This window comes from Streptosporangium sandarakinum, assembly GCF_050942225.1.
Lineage (GTDB): Bacteria > Actinomycetota > Actinomycetes > Streptosporangiales > Streptosporangiaceae > Streptosporangium > Streptosporangium nondiastaticum.
On record NZ_CP192034.1, the window covers coordinates 1560054 to 1577623 of the forward strand.

At 72.6% G+C, this 17570-nt stretch carries 13 protein-coding genes; 5 read left to right on the forward strand and 8 right to left on the reverse strand.

The window, feature by feature from the left end; translation table 11 throughout:
• Positions 1-80: 80 nt before the first annotated feature.
• The 4 genes from ACQP10_RS07420 to ACQP10_RS07435 all read right to left on the reverse strand — a co-directional run bounded on the left by ACQP10_RS07420 (position 81) and on the right by ACQP10_RS07435 (position 3390).
• Complete coding sequence (locus ACQP10_RS07420; protein WP_346022040.1) at positions 81-377, reverse strand: DUF6204 family protein; 297 nt, start codon at positions 375-377, stop codon at positions 81-83.
• Between the two features lie 2 nt (positions 378-379).
• Positions 380-1018: a TetR/AcrR family transcriptional regulator gene (locus tag ACQP10_RS07425; protein WP_399499874.1), complete on the reverse strand. Its 639-nt coding sequence runs from the start codon at positions 1016-1018 to the stop codon at positions 380-382.
• Positions 1019-1304: 286 nt separating this feature from the next.
• The gene (locus tag ACQP10_RS07430; RefSeq protein ID WP_433541102.1) at positions 1305-2525 is read right to left on the reverse strand and encodes a beta-ketoacyl-[acyl-carrier-protein] synthase family protein; all 1221 of its coding nucleotides are present in this window, start codon (positions 2523-2525) and stop codon (positions 1305-1307) included.
• Between the two features lie 313 nt (positions 2526-2838).
• The gene (locus ACQP10_RS07435; RefSeq protein ID WP_346022043.1) at positions 2839-3390 is read right to left on the reverse strand and encodes a YceI family protein; all 552 of its coding nucleotides are present in this window, start codon (positions 3388-3390) and stop codon (positions 2839-2841) included.
• A gap of 95 nt (positions 3391-3485) precedes the next feature.
• Between ACQP10_RS07435 and ACQP10_RS07440 the strand changes: the two genes are divergently transcribed.
• Complete coding sequence (locus tag ACQP10_RS07440) at positions 3486-3947, forward strand: MarR family winged helix-turn-helix transcriptional regulator (RefSeq protein ID WP_346022044.1); 462 nt, start codon at positions 3486-3488, stop codon at positions 3945-3947.
• A gap of 780 nt (positions 3948-4727) precedes the next feature.
• On the opposite strand, the gene ACQP10_RS07445 is transcribed toward ACQP10_RS07440, so the two are convergent.
• Both ACQP10_RS07445 and mscL read right to left on the reverse strand, forming a co-directional pair.
• Positions 4728-5336 carry a hypothetical protein gene (locus ACQP10_RS07445; RefSeq protein WP_346022045.1) on the reverse strand — a complete coding sequence of 203 codons (609 nt, stop codon included), beginning with the start codon at positions 5334-5336 and terminating at the stop codon, positions 4728-4730.
• Positions 5337-5542: 206 nt separating this feature from the next.
• A complete protein-coding gene (mscL, locus tag ACQP10_RS07450) occupies positions 5543-5971 on the reverse strand; it encodes a large conductance mechanosensitive channel protein MscL (protein WP_346022046.1) in 429 nt (142 codons plus the stop codon).
• Between the two features lie 170 nt (positions 5972-6141).
• On the opposite strand from mscL, the gene ACQP10_RS07455 reads away from it, so the two are divergent.
• From ACQP10_RS07455 to treZ, 4 genes are all read left to right on the forward strand, one after another.
• Positions 6142-9546 carry a BTAD domain-containing putative transcriptional regulator gene (locus ACQP10_RS07455; protein ID WP_433541103.1) on the forward strand — a complete coding sequence of 1135 codons (3405 nt, stop codon included), beginning with the start codon at positions 6142-6144 and terminating at the stop codon, positions 9544-9546.
• 251 nt (positions 9547-9797) lie between these two features.
• On the forward strand, positions 9798-11903 hold the full coding sequence (gene glgX / locus ACQP10_RS07460) for a glycogen debranching protein GlgX (protein ID WP_179819260.1): 2106 nt from the start codon (positions 9798-9800) through the stop codon (positions 11901-11903).
• On the forward strand, positions 11896-14130 hold the full coding sequence (gene treY / locus ACQP10_RS07465) for a malto-oligosyltrehalose synthase (RefSeq protein WP_433541104.1): 2235 nt from the start codon (positions 11896-11898) through the stop codon (positions 14128-14130). The genes glgX and treY overlap by 8 nt, the downstream gene beginning before the upstream one ends.
• A 100-nt stretch (positions 14131-14230) precedes the next feature.
• On the forward strand, positions 14231-15934 hold the full coding sequence (gene treZ, locus ACQP10_RS07470; RefSeq protein ID WP_399499870.1) for a malto-oligosyltrehalose trehalohydrolase: 1704 nt from the start codon (positions 14231-14233) through the stop codon (positions 15932-15934).
• 91 nt (positions 15935-16025) lie between these two features.
• Here the strand turns inward: treZ and ACQP10_RS07475 are convergent, their stop codons facing one another.
• Both ACQP10_RS07475 and ACQP10_RS07480 read right to left on the reverse strand, forming a co-directional pair.
• Complete coding sequence (locus tag ACQP10_RS07475) at positions 16026-16997, reverse strand: YbgA family protein (protein ID WP_179819259.1); 972 nt, start codon at positions 16995-16997, stop codon at positions 16026-16028.
• A gap of 44 nt (positions 16998-17041) precedes the next feature.
• On the reverse strand, positions 17042-17563 hold the full coding sequence (locus ACQP10_RS07480; protein WP_433541105.1) for an RNA polymerase sigma factor: 522 nt from the start codon (positions 17561-17563) through the stop codon (positions 17042-17044).
• Positions 17564-17570 lie beyond the last annotated feature (7 nt).

Here is a 17570-nt window from a genome sequence, read left to right on the forward strand (position 1 = left end):
TCGCCCTCACCGCCGAGGACGCCGTGGCCGGTCACATGTGAGCTCTCAACGTCCCGTGAGACGGACCGGACGTGCAGGGCTCACCGGCGCCGGCCCTTCTGGCGGATCTTGATCTGCCGCATGTCCGTCACCGCGACCTGCAGGAGGTGGTAGGCGTGGCCGTGCGCGTCCAGCGCCGCGACGGCCTTCCGGGTGGCTTCGGGCTCACCGTCGTCGGGGCCCGCGGGCACCTGGCAGCGGAAGGTGAAGGCCGAGAAGCTCCCGTCGTGGGTGAAGCTTCCCGCCTCGGTGAAGGCGGCGCCGCCGGCGGTCTGGACGGCGTCGCGCCCGGCGTCGTCCAGGTCGACGAACTTGCCGCGGATCATCACTCGGAACACGGTCAGTCCCTTCGTATGGCATAGGTGAGAACGCGTTCGCCGAGTACGTCCTCGACGGCGTCGAGCAGTTCCAGCACGGCCTCGGCGATCACGTCGGGGCTCTGGCCCGCCGAGGTGCGCCGGCCGATCTCCTGCAGCACGAGGGAGTGCAGGGAGCCGAGCTGCCAGGCCACCACGCGGGGGAGCGGGGCGTCCTGCGCGGCCCCGGTCTCCTCGGCGAGCGTGGCGGCGAGCGCGTCGGTCATCTGGTACCCGAGCTCTTCCAGCCGGGCGGTCAGCGTGGGGGCGGCCCGCATCATCTCCAGGAAGCGGCCGAATCCCTGGGTCAGCCCGAGCCTGCGGTCGCGGCGGCGGGCCTCCTCACGCAGGTGGTCCAGCACCGCCCGCGCGGCGGACATGCCGGGCGGGCGGGCGCGCACGATGTCGGCGAGCCGTTGGGGGGAGGCCTCCTCCGGTGGCAGGACGAGGTCCTCCTTGGCCTCGAAGTAGTTGTAGACGGTATTGACCGAGACCTCTGCCGCCGCGGCGACCTCGGCGATGGTGACGTGGTCGAAGCCGCGCTCCACGAACAGGCCGGTGGCCGCCTCGGAGATGCGCTGCCGTGTCTGCCGCTTCTTGCGTTCCCGCAACCCCTCCGTCATGGCTGAATTCTAACCGCACTGCAAATTTAAAGTTGACTGCAAATTTGCCATGGACTGTGACTTTTCCGTCGCCATGTCCACACCCGTCATCCGCGCTCAGGGCCCGACCCGGACGTTTCACCTCAAGACGGGCCCGCGCACGCCGTCCGCGAGGTCTTCCTTGGGCGCCATGCCAACGGCGCCGCCGTCACCCTCGCGCCGGCAGCCCTCCGCCTCTTCCGCCGCGCCACCGGATGGGAGAAGGGCATGCACATGACCGACCGAACGCGGACCGGCCTGGAGGGGCTCAGGGGGAGGTGAGGATCAGGGAGGCGTTGTGGCCGCCGAAGCCGAAGGCGTTGGCCAGCGCCGCCGACACCCGGCCCCGGCGGGGGTCGCCCATGACCACGTCGAGCTTGACCTCGGGGTCGAGGTCGTCCAGGTTCCGGACGGCCGGGACCACCCCGTCGCGGATCGAGAGGATCGCGGAGATCGCCCCCATCGCCCCGGCGGCCCCGCACATGTGGCCGGTCATCGACTTGGTCGCGGTGACCGCCGGGTGCGTCCCGATCGCCTCGGCGATGGAGCGGGCCTCGGTCACGTCCCCGGGCGGGGTGGAGGTGGCGTGGGCGTGCACGTGGTCGATGTCGAGCGGGCTCAGCCTGGCGGATGACAGGGCCGCCCGGATGGCGCGCATCTGCCCCTCCGGGTCGCCGGCGGTGATGTGGTAGGCGTCGGACGTGACGCCCGCGCCGGCCAGCGCCGCGTACGCGCGGGCCCCGCGGGCCGCGGCGAACTCCGCGCGCTCCAGCACCACGAGGGCGGCCCCCTCGCCGAGGACGAAGCCGTCCCGTGCCGCGTCGAAGGGCCGCGACGCCTCCTCGGGCGCGTCGTTGCGGGTGGAGAGCGCCTTGGCCTGGGCGAAGCCGGCGATGGTGAGCGGGTGGACGCACGCCTCGGCGCCGCCCGCGATGACGACGTCGGCGCGGCCGAGCCGGATGAGGTCCAGGCCCATCGCGATCGCCTCGGCCCCCGAGGCGCAGGCGCTCACCGAGGTGTGGGCACCCGCGCGGGCGCCGAACTCCATGCTGACCACCGCGGCGGGACCGTTGGGCATCAGCATCGGGACGGTGTACGGCGAGACCCGCCGCGCCCCCGTGGTCCTGCGGACCTCGTCCTGGGCGAGGGTGCTCAGCACCCCGCCGACCCCGGTGCCCACGACCACGGCCAGGCGCTCGGGGTCCGTCTCCGGGGCTCCGGCGTCGGCCCACGCCTCGCGTGCGGCGACCAGGGCGATCTGCTGGCAGCGGTCCAGTCGCCGAGCCTGGACCCGGTCCAGCACCTCGGTGGGCTCCACCCGCAACCGGCCCGCGATCCGCACCGGCAGGCCGTCCGCCCACTCCTCCTCGATGGGCCCGATGCCCGACCGCCCCGCCAGCAGAGCGGCCCAGGCGGATGCCACGTCACCCCCCACCGGCGTCGTCGCGCCCAGCCCCGTGACCACCACGTCGGTCCTGCCGTCCGCCATGAATGCCCCCTTCGCCGTGGAGACGCGGAGGCACCACTTTGGAAGCCGCGCGTCCCGAACCGGACTCCACGCTGCCAGAACGACGGCCCACCGGTCGGGTGGGACGATCGACGAAGATGACGGGTCAAAGTTTGTCGGAAACGTTCATGATCGCCCTCCCACGCTCCGTCTCTCGGGCCCCGATCTCTCTTCGGAACCCGCTGACGAGAGGGCTCGATGCGACGGTCCAGCCACCCTGTACCGGTGAACCGGCCCCGGCCCCCGGAGCCGGTTCCCGGTCCGGCGGGTGACGCTCCACATGGAGGACGGCGGATCAGGCTTGGGTGGTCTTGACGGCGGACAGATCGAACTCAAGCGTGATCTTGTCGGAGATCATCACGCCGCCGGTCTCCAGGGCCGCGTTGTAGGTGATGCCGAAGTCCTTGCGGTTGATCACCGTACTGCCCTCGAAGCCGACCCGGGTCAGGCCCTGAGCGTCGACGGCGGTGCCGGTGTACTCCAGGGGGAAGGTGATCTGCCGGGTCACGCCCCGGATCGTGAGCTGTCCGGTGACCTCGAACCCGTCGCCGTCCACGTGCTTGACGGCGGTGGAGTCGAAGGTGATGTGGGGGTGGGTGGCGGCGTCCAGGAAGTCGCCGGTGCGCAGGTGGCCGTCACGGATCTGGCTGCCGGTCTGGATGCCGGCCACGTCGAGCACCACATGGACCGTGGAAGCGGCGGGATTGGCGGCGTCCAGGGAGGTGATGGCCTCGTGGACGGGGATGCTGCCGCGCACCTTGGTCACCATGGCGTGACGGGCGACGAAGCCGAAGCGGCTGTGGGCGGGGTCGATGGTGTAGGCACCGGTGAGCCGGCTGGGGAACATGATGACTCCATCCTTATTTATTTCAGCGCTGTAAGATTCGGCGCGACACTATCGCCACTTATTTCAGTGCGCAACATTCCAGTAGGGTGACTTCTGTGACCCGATGGCTCAACGACGAGGAGCAGCACGCCTGGCGGACCTTCGGCCTGGCCACCCGCCTGCTGACCGACCGCCTGGAACGTGACCTGCTGGCCGCGGCCGACATGCCACCCACCTACTACGAACTGCTGGTCCTGCTCTCGGAGGCGCCCGAGCGCACCATGCGCATGAGCGAGCTTGCGCATTGGACCAACTCCAAACCCAGCCGCATCTCCCACGCGATCAACAAGCTCGAACAGAAGGGCTGGGTGCGCAGGCAGCACCACACCGGCGACCGGCGCGGCTGGCTGGCCGTCCTCACCGACGAGGGGCTCGACGCGCTCCGGGTCGCGGCCCCGCGGCATACGGAGAGCGTCCGTGAGCACCTGATCGACCTGCTGACCCCCGAACAACTGCGGCAACTCGCGGACATCGGCCAGGTCATCCTCGACCACCTGATCGACGGGGACTCCCGGTGACCGCCCAAGCCGACCGAACAGCGGCCTGAGGCAAGCCGCACCCTCGCCCGCCCCCTTGCTCCCCCTGCCGCTCCGCTCCCCGAACCTTGCCTCCCGTGGGGAAGGTGATCCTCATAGGAGGCGCTCCCCACGACGAGGACCACGAACGACCCGAAAGGGAGAGGCCGAGGATCACGAGCAGCCCGAAAGGAGTGGCTACGGCGGGACCATGAGGGGCCGAGGGCCACGAGCAACCCGAAAAGGAGCGGTTGCGGCGGGGACCGTGAGCGGTCCGAAAGGGAGAGACTACGGCGCCCGGCCCTGCGCTCTCCCCTGTCGGTGTGGCCGCAAGGCTACGGCGGCCCGCCCCCGGCCGGGAGCAAGGGTCGCTTCAGCGGCGGCGGGAACCATGGGCCGACGGAAAGGAAGAAGCTACGGCGAGTAGGCCGTACGAATCGGTCAGTCATGGCGCGGAGGTGGGTGGGTGTTCCGGCCGGCTTCAAAACGCCAGAAACCGTCGCGCCCGAGACCAGGCCGAAGGCCGGTCGGAACCAGACAGCAACCACAACGCCGGCCGGAACACCCACCCACCGCAGCGCGCACCAACGACCGACCCGGCAACCACCGACCCGCCCAACCCCAGGGAGACAGCCTCAAGCGGGAGAAGCCCCAGCCGGAACACCCACCCACCGCAGCGCACACCAACGACCGACCCGGCAACCACCGACCCACCCAACCCCAGGGAAACGCCCCGCGAAGCGAAGAACCCGAGCCCAAAGCACGGGACCCGCTGAAGAAGCGTCAGACCCGTTCCCAGTCGTGCCGTTCCAGGAAGTCGCGCCCGCCCGTGGCGTACTCGGCGAAGGCGGTGCGGACCGCCTCCGGGTCGGGCACGTGGGTGCGGAGCATCAGGTCCCGGCCGCTGTCCTTGTACTCCAGCTCGTAACCGGTGATCTCCGGAGAGACCTGGATGAAGTGCGAGCCGAAGACGACCAGCGCGGTGAACGGGTTCTGCGGCGACAGGGTGCCCAGGGCGTCGTGCACCAGCCCGAGGTCGGGATCGACGACGATCATCCCGTCGCCCGTGTGCAGTTGCATGCCCGCGTAGACACCCAGGGGCGCCAGGTTGTGGACGAGCCCGCGTTGCGGGTCGTAGCAGACCAGCCCGCACTCGCGGGCCAGGGCGAAGACCTCTCCGGACACCTCGTCGGCCCGCTCCGGTTCCACGGTGACCAGGGCGAACTCCGGGGAGACCTGCTCGGCCCCGGCCAGTCGCGCGGCGAACGCCGTCACCTGAGGATGCGGCTCGGCGGCGCCGGGCTCTCCACGGTGGAGCGCGTGGTAGACGCGCTCCGCGCGTTCCCTGCTGATCGGTTCGGGTTCGTACCAGACGGCCAGTTCGAAGCTCACCGTCCCATGGTCCTACAGACGGCCGCCAGGCCGGACCGGCGCCACGGCCCCCGAAGGCCAGAACCGGCCAGTGAGGACCGAACGGCGAGGACCGGCCGGGGAAACAGCAGGGGAAACAGCAGGGGGAACGGCAGGGGAAACGGCCGAAGACGAGCATCACCCGGGAACCGGCCGGACCGGAACACCACCCGGCCCCGTGCCGGACGTCAGACCGGCGGCTTGTCGGCCGCGCGGACCGCCGACAGCTCCACGGTGCAGAACGCGCAACGGCTCGCCTCGACCGGGATGTCGCTGCGGCACTCCGGGCACTTCTTCTCGGTCGCCGCCTTGTCCCGGTCGAAGAAGGAGATCAGCCGGGTCATCGGCATCACGACCAGCCAGTAGATCACCGAGGCGATGATCAGGAAGCTCAGCAGGTGGTTGATGAAGTCGCCGTACATGAACTTCGCGCCGTTGACCGTGAAGTAGTACTGCGAGAAGTCCGGCTCCCGGCCGCCGGTGATCGCCGCGAGCAGCGGGGTGATCAGATCCTTGACCAGCGCCTGCACCAGCCCGCTGAAGGTGGCTCCGACGACGACCGCGACGGCCAGTTCGACGAGGTTTCCTCGCATGAGGAACTTCTTGAATCCGCTCATCCTCGCGTCCTCCACTCGTGAGACCGCTCGGAACTACCCGGGCGTCACGCGGCAAACGTCAGAAAGCCCTTGCCGCAGTGGTCGCTCCGATCCGGGAAACCCCCTGAAAGCCCTGCGAATCCGGACGGGACCGTCCACTACTATCGGCCCGATCCATGAAGAGGTGACCGATGGAATTTCGCGTGCTGGGGCCGGTCGGTGTGACGGCCGAGGACGGGACGCCGCTGGCCATCGGGCCCCACCAGCAGCGGGCCGTACTGGCCCTGTGCGTGCTCGCCGCGCCCCGCCCGGTGTCCCCGGCCTGGCTGATCGACGCGCTCTGGGAGGGCGGCCCGCCGCCCGGGGCGGTCAACACCCTTCAGGCGTACATCTCCAAGCTCCGCCGCGCGTTCGAGCCCGGCAGGCCGCGCAGGGTGCCGCCCCGGGTCCTGGTCAGCAGGGCCGGCGGTTACGCCCTGGACGTCCCGGCGGCCCGGATCGACCTGGGCAGGGCGCGTGAGCAGGCCGCCGAGGGGCGGCGCGCGCTGGGCGGGGGCGACCACGAGGACGCGGCGCGGAGGTTCCGTTCGGCGCTGGGGGAGTGGCGCGGGGAGCCGCTGGCGGACTTCGGGGCCGACGGCTGGGCGGCGGACGAGATCGCCCGCCTGGCCGAGTTCCGGCTGGCGCTGGAGGAGGACGCGGCCGAGGCCGAGCTCGCCCTCGGCCGGGGCGCGGCGCTGAGCGGCGGCCTCACCCGGCTGGTGGCCGCGCACCCGTTCCGGGAACGGCTGCGCGCCCTCGGCGCCCACGCGCTCTACCAGGCCGGACGGCAGGCGGACGCGCTGGCCGTGCTCGCCGAGGGCCGCCGTCTGCTGGTGGAGGAGATGGGGCTGGACCCCGATCCCCGGTCCCGGGAGATGGAGCGGCGCATCCTCGCCCAGGACCCCTCCCTCACCCCTCGAACCCCGGCGACGACCCCCCGGGCCCCGGCGGCGACGGCCCCCCGAACCACGGCGACCACCTCCCGGGTCCCGGCGACGACCCTCACCGAGTCGCAGACCCGGCTGGTCGGCCGGGACGCCGAGATCGGGGCGCTGGAGGAGGCGGTCACCGGGGACGGGCATCGGGTGGTGCTGCTGGCCGGGGAGCCGGGGATCGGCAAGACCAGCCTCGCCGAGCGGGCGGCCGGGACGGCGCGGGCGCGGGGGCACCGGGTGGCGTGGGGCCGCTGCTGGGACGGGGTCGGCGCGCCGCCGTTCTGGCCGTGGACGCAGGCCGTACGGGATCTGGCGGACGGGGACGGGACCGGGGAGGGAGACGACGGGACCGGGCGGCTTTCGTCGCCGCCCGCCGGAACCGCGCATTCCCAGTCCGCCGGATCAGCGTTGCCCGCCGGGACCGGCCAGTTCCAGCGGTACGAGGCGTTCGCCCGGCTGATCGACGGGCACGGCCGCGTCCTGGTCGTCCTCGACGACCTGCAGTGGGCGGACGCGTCCTCGCTGCGGCTGCTGGAGTTCCTGGCCTCCACCCGGCTCTGCCCGGGGCTGACCGTGGTGGCGACCTACCGCGACACCGACGTGCGGCCCGGCGGCCCGCTCGCGCAGGCGCTCGGCGTGCTGACGCGGCTGCCGAACGTGCGGCGGCTGGCGCTGCGGGGGCTGGGAGAGGCCGAGGTGCGCGCCTACCTCGCCGGCGCCGGGGCCGACCCGGATCGGGCCGCCGAGATGGGCAGGCTGACCGCGGGCAACCCGTTCTTCCTGGGCGAGGTGCTGCGCCTCGGGCGGGCGCCGCAGGAGCTGGCGGACGTGGTGCGCGGCCGGCTGGCCGGTCTGCCGCCGGACACCGAGGAGGTGCTGACCGTCGCGGCCCTGGTCGGCCGGGAGGTGGAGGCGGACGTTCTGGTGGCGGTGTCGGAGGTGCCCGAGGAGCGGGTGCTGGACATCCTCGACGCCGCCGTCCGGGCCCGGCTGCTGGCCGAGGGCGACGGGCCGGCCTGCCGGTTCGTCCACGACATCGTCCGCGACACGCTGCGCGACGGCCTGCCGCCGCTGCGGCGCCGCCGCCTGCACGGCCGGATCGCGGAGGTGCTGGAGCGGCGGAGCCCGACCCGCCTGACGGAGATCGCGCACCACTACCGGGAGAGCGTCGTCAACGACCGTACGGCGGGCAAGGCCGTCGGCCACACCCGCCGCGCCGCGGCCCAGGCGATGGCGCAGTTCGCCCCGGAGGACGCGGCGGAGCTGCTGGAACTGGCGCTCGCCGTGGCCGGCGGCCGTCCGGTGCCCGATGACGCCCTGCGCTGCGACCTGCTGCTCGACCTGGCCGAGGCGCAGGTGGCGGCGGGGATGAGCATCGAGGCCCACGCCTCCCTGGAGGCCGCCGCCGGGATCGCCGAGCGGCTCGACGACGGCAGCCGGCTGGCCAGGGCGGTGCTGGGTTTCTCCGACCCGATCCACCTGGCCATGTACGAGGAGATGACCGGCATCGACCGGCTCGCCGAGCGGGTCGGGCGGGTCCTCGGCTCCGGCCTGGCCGGGGACTCGCCGTGGCGGGCCCGGCTCCTGGCCGCCGCCGCGACGACCGGTTTCGCGACCCGGCCGGTGGAGCGCAGCGCGGAGCTCGCGTGGGAGGCGGTAGGGCTGGCCCGCCGTACCGGCGACGACCGTGCCCTGGCCAATGCGCTGGTCGCCCTGGTGATCGTGCTCCGGCACGGCCGTGACCACGACGCCCGGCGGGCGGCGGCGGAGGAGATCGTGGAGATCGGGCGCCGCACCGGCGACCTGGCCGTGGAGTGGCTGGGCCGGGAGTCCGCCTACGTCGAGCGGGTCGCCCGGGACGGCATCGCCGGGGCCGCGGAACCGCTGGCCTGGCTCAGGGAGACGGCCGGGCGGCTCCGGCTGCCCTCGATGGTCTCGCTGGCCGCCTGGCAGGCCGCGATCCACGCCTACCTCGACGGGCGCCCCGACGACGCCCTGGCCGCGGCCGAGGAGTCGGCGGCGGCCCACCCGCAGGGGGCGCTGGGCCGCGACGACGCCCGCCTGCGCGGCGGCGTCTTCCGTTTCCTGGCGCTGCGGGGGCGGGGCGAGCCCGCCGCGGCGCTGGCGGTGGCCGACGAGATGCTCGCCCTGCGCCCCGGCCAGTGGCCCTGGCTGCTGCTGCGCTGCCTGGCCCTGGCCGACCTCGGCCGGACCGGCGAGGCCCGCGAGGTCTTCGCCGGCCTGGCCCGGGACGGGTTCGCGGTGCTGGGCCCCGGCCTGGCCCACCGGTTCACGGCGGACGCCGCCGCCGAGCTCTGCCTGGCGCTCGGCGAGGCGGACGCCGGGCGGGACCTGTACGGCAGGCTCGCCCCGGACGCCGGCCGGCTGGTGGGCTGGTCGGTCGCGGACCTGTGCCTGGCGCGGCTCGCACTGCTCGCGGGCGACCGGGAGCGGGCCGGGGCGCACCTGCGGGCGGCCGGGGAGTTCGTCGCCGCGGCGGGCCTGCGCGGGTACGGGCCGGCCCTGCGCGTCCTGCGCGACCGGCTCGCCGTACCCACGCCCGGGGCCGAAGCCGTACTCACGCCGGGGGCCGAAGCCGGGGACCGCGCCGCCGGGTGAGCCCGCCCGGGGAGCGGATGGCCGCGCGCGACACACCGGGACGGAACACGCCCGTACCCAAAACCACGCCATAGCCTGCTCACAACGGTGCTCGACCCGAACGGCCTGGTCGTGGACGTCTCCACACCGGTCCGGAACGTGTAGGGACCCCGGACGCCGCGCGCGGCGCACTTCACAGTGAAAGAGTGGGAAACGCGTGCATGACCTGGGAGAGACAGGGCATGTCTTCCCACCGCTGAAGGGGCGGTGTGATGATTGAGATCTGGCCGGGGGACCCGTACCCCCTGGGGGCCACATACGACGGCGCGGGCACTAACTTCGCGCTCTTCACCGAGGTCGCCGAGCGCGTCGAGCTGTGCCTGTTCGACGACGACGGCGAGGAGACCCGGGTCGCCCTCACCGAGGTCGAGGGGCACGTCTGGCACGGGTACCTGCCGGGTGTCTCACCCGGGCAGCGGTACGGCTACCGCGTCCACGGGCCCTACGACCCGGCGAGCGGGCAGCGGTGCAACCCCGCCAAGCTCCTGCTGGACCCGTACGCCAAGGCGATCGACGGGGACGTCAAATGGGACGAGGCGGTCTACGGCTACCGCTTCGGCCAGCCCGACAGCCGCAACGACGCGGACTCGGCGCCGTTCATGCCGAAGTCGGTCGTCATCAACCCCTTCTTCGGGTGGGGCCACGACCGGCCGCCGGCGACGCCGTACCACGACACGGTGATCTACGAGGCGCACGTCAAGGGCCTGACCGTCAACCACCCGAAGATCCCGGAGCGGATCCGGGGCACGTACGCGGCCCTCGGCCACCCGGAGATCATCGACCACCTCACCGGGCTGGGCGTGACGGCGCTGGAGCTCATGCCGGTGCACCAGTTCGTCACCGACCACATCCTGATGGACCGGGGCCTGACGAACTACTGGGGCTACAACACCATCGGGTTCTTCGCCCCGCACAACGCCTACTCCAGCACCGGCCAGCGCGGCGGCCAGGTGATGGAGTTCAAGGCCATGGTCAAGGCGCTGCACGAGGCGAACATCGAGGTGATCCTCGACGTGGTCTACAACCACACCGCCGAGGGCAACCACCTGGGTCCGACGCTGAGCATGCGCGGCATCGACAACGCCGCCTACTACCGGCTCGTCGACGACGACAAGCGCTACTACATGGACACCACGGGCACCGGCAACAGCCTGTTCATGCGGTCTCCGCACGCGCTGCAGATGATCATGGACTCGCTGCGTTACTGGGTCACCGAGATGCACGTGGACGGGTTCCGGTTCGACCTGGCCGCGACCCTGGCGCGCGAGCTGCACGAGGTGGACCGGCTGAGCGCCTTCTTCGACCTGGTGCAGCAGGACCCGGTGCTGTCGCGGGTCAAGCTGATCGCCGAGCCGTGGGACGTCGGGCCGGGCGGCTACCAGGTCGGCAACTTCCCGGCCCGGTGGACCGAGTGGAACGGCCGCTACCGCGACACGATCCGCGACCTGTGGCGGGGCGAGCCGGCCGCGCTGCCGGAGTTCGCCTCCCGGCTGACCGGCTCCAGCGACCTCTACCAGGACGACAGCCGCCGCCCGGCCGCCTCGATCAACTTCGTGACCTGCCACGACGGGTTCACCCTGCAGGACCTGGTGTCCTACAACGGCAAGCACAACGAGGCCAACGGCGAGCACAACCGCGACGGCACCGACGACAACCGGTCGTGGAACTGCGGCGCGGAGGGGCCGGCCTCGCTGGACGTCGAGTCGCTGCGCGAGCAGCAGAAGCGCAACTTCCTGACCACGCTGTTCCTGTCCCAGGGCGTGCCGATGATCTCCCACGGCGACGAGCTGGGACGCACGCAGCGGGGCAACAACAACGTCTACTGCCAGGACAACGAGCTGAGCTGGGTCGACTGGTCGGACGTCCGGGAGAACTGGCTGCTGCTGGAGTTCACCCAGAAGCTGGCCAGGCTCCGCGCCGGTCACCCGGTGTTCCGCCGCCGCCGCTTCTTCTACGGCCGGCCGGTGCGCGGCTCGGGCGACAGCCTCAGCGACATCGAGTGGTTCACCCCGCTGGGTGAGAAGATGACCGACGCCGACTGGAACGTGGGATACGCCAGGTCGCTGGCGGTCTTCCTGAACGGCGACGCCATCACCGAGCCCGACCGGCGGGGGCGGCGGACCAGGGACGACTCGTTCCTGCTGCTGTTCAACGCCCACCACGATGTCATCGAGTTCACCATTCCCAAGGACTACGGGGAGATGTGGATGACAGAGATCGACACGGCCATGCCGATCACGGTGGACACCCGGATCTGCCGGGCCGGGGAAGAGGTGCCGGTGACCGGACGGTCGGTGAGGGTGCTGCGCCGTGTCTGACCCCACCGTCTCCTCCGCGTCCGCCGCGCCCGCGCCCGCCGTGGCCGGGCCCGCGGCCCCCCGCTCCACCTACCGGATCCAGCTCACCCCCGACTTCGGCTTCGCCGACGTGGCGGCCCTGGCCCCCTACCTGCGGGACCTGGGGGTCGATCACGTCTACCTGTCGCCGATCCTGCAGGCCGACCCGCCCTCGCGGCACGGCTACGACGTGACCGACCACTCCAGGATCCGCGAGGAGTTCGGCGGGATCGACGGGCTGCGGGCGATGGCGGCGACGCTGGCCGGGCACGGCATCGGCATCGTGGTGGACATCGTGCCCAACCACATGACGGTCCCGGTCCCGGAGTCGGGCAACCCGGCGCTGTGGTCGGTGCTCAAGGAGGGGCGGGCCTCGCCGTACGGGCGGTGGTTCGACATCGACTGGAGCGACGGCAGGGTCGCGATGCCCGTGCTCGGCGACGACGTCGAGCCGGCCCCCGACGGCGACGTGCTGCGCTACCACGACCACGTCTTCCCGCTGCCCGACACCCACTACCGGCTGGTCGACTGGCGCCAGGGCCCCGGCTACCGGCGGTTCTTCGACGTCTCCTCGCTGATCGGGCTACGGGTGGAGGACCCCGAGGTGTTCGAGGCCACGCACGAGGTGATCCTCGGCCTGGTGCGCGAGGGCCTCGTCCAGGGGCTGCGGGTGGACCACCCCGACGGGCTGGCCGACCCGCGCGGCTACCTGGCGCGGCTGCGCCGCGAGTCGGGGGTGTGGACGGTCGCCGAGAAGATCCTGGTGGGGGAGGAGCGGCTGCCCGCCGACTGGGACTGCGATGGCACCACCGGCTACGACGTGCTCAACCGGATAACCGGGCTGTTCGTCGACCCTGCCGGGGCCGAGCCGCTGACCGAGCTGTTCACCGCCCGCACCGGCGTGCCGCGCGACTACGCCGAGGTGGTCAGGCGGTCCAAGCGGCACGTCATCGACCTGTTCTTCCGCGCCGAGGTGGACCGCCTGAACGCGCTGCTCGGCGCGGACCGCGAGACGCTGGTGGAACTGCTGGTCGCGATGCCGGTCTACCGGGCCTACGTGGTGCCCGGTGAGCCCGTCCCGGCCGCCTCCGCCGCGATCGTCGAGGAGGCCGGGAAGATCGCCGCGGCCCACCTGCCCGAGGGCGCGCCCGTGGAGGAGGTCGTCGAGAAGGTCCTCAACGGCCCGCCGGAGGCGGTCGTGCGCTTCCAGCAACTCTGCGGGCCGGTGATGGCCAAGGGCGTGGAGGACACCGCGCTGTACCGGTGGTACCCGCTGTCCTGCCTGAACGAGGTGGGCGGGGAGCCCGACCGGTTCGGCGGGACCGTCGCCGCCTTCCACGACTTCTGCCGGGAGCTCCAGCCCGGCACGATGACGACGCTGTCCACGCACGACACCAAGCGTTCCGAGGACGTCCGCGCCCGGCTGGCCGTGCTGTCGGAGATCCCCGAGGAGTGGGCGGCGGCGGTCGCGGGCTGGTCGGACCGGGTCTCCTTCGACCCGTCGCTCGACCACCTGGCCTGGCAGAACCTCATGGCGGCCTGGCCGATCAGCGAGGAGAGGTTCTTCGAGTACCTGTTCAAGGCGGCCAGGGAGGCCAAGACCGCGATCTCCTGGGCCACGCCCGACCCGGCCTACGAGAAGGGCCTGCGCGACTTCGTCCACCGGGCGATCGAGGAGTGCGGCGAGTCCGTCGCGCGGTTCGCCGCCCGGATCGAGCCCCACGCCCGGTCCAACTCCCTCAGCCAGAAGCTCGTCCAGCTCATGCTGCCCGGCGTTCCCGACGTCTACTGGGGCAACGAGATCACCGACTTCTCCCTGGTGGACCCGGACAACCGCCGCCCGGTCGACTTCGCGCTGCGCCGCCGGATGCTGACCGGGGAGACGGAGGGGACCTCGGACTGGGACGCCGCCAAGCTGGCCGTCACCCGCGAGGCGCTGAACCTGCGCCGGCGGCTGGACCCCGCCCTGCCGTACGTCCCGATGGAGGCCGGGGAGCACGCCGTGGCCTTCGCCCGCGGTGACCGCGCCGTGGCCGTCGTCACCCGGCTCCCGGTCGGCCTGGAGCGGCGCGGCGGCTGGGGGGACGAGATGCTCACGCTGCCGCCCGGCTCGTGGCATGACCTGCTGTCCGGCGTACGGCACACCGGGCGGATCTCGCTCGGCCACCTGCTCGCGACCCGGCCGGTGGCGCTGCTGGAGAGGGAGTGAACGGCGCGTCCTGAGTGCGGGCGCCCGCGGTTTTCGGAGAGGGAGTGAACGGCGTGCCCGAGATCCGGGCGCCCGCGGTTCCGGAGAGGGAGTGAACGGCGTGTTCGAGGTCTGGGCGCCCGCGGCGACGGCGGTGGACGTGGTGATCGGGGATGTCCGCCACTCGATGGACGCCGCGGGCGGCGGCTGGTGGACCGCGGAGGTGGTCGGCGCCGGTCACGGCACCGACTACCGGTTCAGCGTCGACGGCGGCGACCCGATGCCGGACCCGCGCAGCCGCTGGCAGCCCGAGGGGATCTTCGGCCCGAGCCGGGTGTACGACCACGACCGGTTCGCCTGGAACGACGACCTGTGGCGGGGGCGGAGCCTGCCCGGCTCGGTGATCTACGAGCTGCACGTCGGCGCCTTCACCCCCGCCGGGACCTTCGACGCGGCGGCCGGCAGGCTCGACCACCTCGTCGAGCTGGGGGTCGACTTCGTGGAGGTCATGCCGGTGCCGCCGGTGCCGGGGACGCGCAACTGGGGCTACGACGGGGTGGACCTGTGGGCCGTCACCGACGACTACGGCGGCCCCGACGGGCTCAAGCGGTTCGTGGACGCCTGCCATCTGCGGGGCCTCGGGGTGATCCTCGACGTCGTCTACAACCACCTCGGCCCGTCGGGGAACTTCCTGGCGCCGTTCGGTCCCTACTTCCACGACAGCGCCGCCTCCTTCTGGGGGCAGGCGGTCAACCTGGACGGCCCCGGCTCCGACGAGGTGCGCCGCTACTTCATCGAGAACGCGCTGCAGTGGCTGCGCGACTACCACGTCGACGGCCTGCGGCTGGACGCCGTTCACGCGCTGCACGACAGGCGGGCGGTCCACTTCCTGGAGGAGCTGTCGGCCGAGGTGGACGCGCTGTCGGCGGCCGTGGGCAGGCCGCTGACGCTCATCGCCGAGTCCGACCTCAACGACCCCCGGCTGATGACCCCGCGCGAGGCCGGCGGGTACGGCCTGGCCGCCGCCTGGAACGACGACGTCCACCACGCCCTGCACGTGGCGGTGACCGGGGAACGGCACGGCTACTACGACGACTTCGCCGGGGCGCTGCCCAAGGTGCTGACCTGCGCCTATCTCCACGACGGCACTTTTTCGTCCTTCCGGGGCCGCTCGCACGGCCGCCCGGCGCGGCACGTCCCGGGGTACCGGTTCGTCTGCGCGGCGCAGAACCACGACCAGATCGGCAACCGCGCCGAGGGCGACCGGATGCCGGCCGAGGCGCTGCGGCTGGCCGCCGGGCTGCTGCTGACCTCGCCGTTCACCCCGATGCTGTTCATGGGTGAGGAGTGGGGCGCGAGCACGCCGTTCCTGTTCTTCACCGACCACGTCGAGCCGCACCTGCGGGAGGGGGAGGCAGACCGGCGGCGCCGGGAGTTCGTCGGCTTCGGCTACGACGACTGGGCGGAGCGGGCCCCCGACCCGGGTGAGGAGACGACGTTCCTGCGCTCCAAGCTCGACTGGGGCGAGCTGGACCGGGACGCCCACCGGGCGCACCTCGACTGGTACCGGGCGCTGATCGCGCTGCGCAGGGCGCATCCGGAGCTGTCGGATCCCCGGCTGGACCGGGTCCGGGTGGACCACGGCGACGGCTGGCTGGTCGTCCACCGGGGTTCGTGCCAGGTCGCGGCCAACCTCGGCCAGGTCGCGCTCACCGTACGGCTCGCGCCGGGCCAGGTGCTGCTGGCCTCCGACCCGAAGGTCACCGCCGAGGGTGAGGAGCTGTTCCTGCCGCCGCGTTCCCTGGCGATCGTCAAAGCCGGCTGACCTTCCCGGGGCCGGGGGACACCGGTCATGACGCCGCCCGGCGCGTCCGGGGTCTGGTCGGACGCGGCCGGGCGGCGGGCCGGTGCGGCGGTCAGGCCGGGACGTGGTTGCGCAGCCGCAGCGCCCGGGGGTAGGGCGCGAAATAGGTCTGGTCGCGGACGTACTCGGCGGCCTCGCCGCGCGCGTGGTGGCGCAGCAGGGTCGCCGGCACGCTGAGCGCCACCTCCCCGGCGCGGTAGGAGTCGATCACCTCCGCCAGGTCGGCCCGGCGGGTCTCGTCCAGATGGTCCTTCATCATCCCCATGCAGTGCTGGAGGACGTTGACGTTGCGCCCGATGCTCGCCTTGCGGGTGAGGGCCGTGCGGAAGGCGTGGGCGTAGGCGACGGCCAGCTCGTCCCGGGAGGCCGTCCCCGCCCGGGACACCACCTGCCCCGCCCGGTGGTAGGAGGCCGGGTCGTGGGCGAGCAGCTGCATCTTGTGCCGGGAGTGGAAGGCGATCAGGTCGCGCGGGCGCCAGTCGCTCTCCAGCAGCGCGCGCAGCCGGGCGTACGCGAAGATCCGCTCCACGAACGTCTCGCGGAGCAGGGCGTCGTTCAGCCGGCCCTCGTCCTCGACCGGCAGCAGCGGGTGGGCGTCCATGACGCGGGCCGCGAAGACGCCCATGGCCCCGCGGTCCACGACCCTGTCGCCCGCGTAGATCGGGATGCCGTGGATGCCGCAGCTGGGGCTCCTGGCCTTGAAGACGTAGCCGTCCACGTCCAGGGTGAGCGCCCGCTCGGCGGCCAGCGCGTTCATCCGGCCGGTCAGGTCCGTCCCGGTCTTCCGGGTGACCAGGCGGGGGCCGTCGGCCGAGCGCTCCAGGCGCAGCGACTCGCGCGGCGCTCCGAGGCCGATCTCCATCTCGGGGCAGACGCGCACCCAGTCGACGTGCGGGTCCAGCTCCCCGCTGACGAAGCGGTCGCGGCTGTGCCCGCCGTTGAAGCGCACCGGGTCGCCCAGCAGGCAGCTCGACACCGCCACCCGCGGCCGGGGCTGCCGTTCCGTGTCGTTCCACTCGCCCATGTCATCCATGGTGTCCCCCCGGTCCGTGTCGTCCCCAGGGCGGGTCATGCCGCCGGGACGAGGATGTCCGACAGGCGGCGCAGGCCGCGCGCCGTACGGGCCTTGATCGTGCCGAGCGGCACGCTCAGCCTCTCGGCGATCTCCCGCTGGGTCAGCTCGCCGTAGTACGCCAGCTCGATGGCCTCACGCTGGGGCGCGGTCAGCTCGGCCAGCGCCCGCCGCAGCTCGTCGCGGGCGGCCACCCCGTCTCCGTCGACCCGGCCGTCAGCGCCGGGCGGGTCGGCGACCACGTCCAGCGGCACCGTCTGCAGGGTCCGCGCCCGCAGGTGGTCGACGGCCCGGTTGTGGGCGATGCCGATCAGCCAGGCCGGCAGGTTGCGCTCGGGGTCGAAGCGGCGCCGTGAGCGCCACACCTCGGCGAACACGATCTGCTGCACGTCCTCGATGTCCTGCGGAGGGATGAAACGCCGCAGGTAGGAGCGGATGAGCGCGCCGTGCGCGGTGAGGCACTCGGCCAGCGCCGCGTCGTCGCCCTGTGCGAGCCGGACGTTCAGGGTGTCTGTCATGGTGGCC

Bases quoted from the DNA above. Each gene is read 5' to 3' on its own strand.
- ACQP10_RS07425 (WP_399499874.1), bottom strand. From the start codon at position 1,018: ATGACGGAGGGGTTGCGGGAACGCAAGAAGCGGCAGACACGGCAGCGC.
- ACQP10_RS07430 (WP_433541102.1), bottom strand. From the start codon at position 2,525: ATGGCGGACGGCAGGACCGACGTGGTGGTCACGGGGCTGGGCGCGACG.
- ACQP10_RS07435 (WP_346022043.1), bottom strand. From the start codon at position 3,390: ATGTTCCCCAGCCGGCTCACCGGTGCCTACACCATCGACCCCGCCCAC.
- mscL (WP_346022046.1), bottom strand. From the start codon at position 5,971: ATGAGCGGATTCAAGAAGTTCCTCATGCGAGGAAACCTCGTCGAACTG.
- ACQP10_RS07455 (WP_433541103.1), top strand. From the start codon at position 6,142: ATGGAATTTCGCGTGCTGGGGCCGGTCGGTGTGACGGCCGAGGACGGG.
- glgX (WP_179819260.1), top strand. From the start codon at position 9,798: ATGATTGAGATCTGGCCGGGGGACCCGTACCCCCTGGGGGCCACATAC.
- ACQP10_RS07475 (WP_179819259.1), bottom strand. From the start codon at position 16,997: ATGGGCGAGTGGAACGACACGGAACGGCAGCCCCGGCCGCGGGTGGCG.
- ACQP10_RS07480 (WP_433541105.1), bottom strand. From the start codon at position 17,563: ATGACAGACACCCTGAACGTCCGGCTCGCACAGGGCGACGACGCGGCG.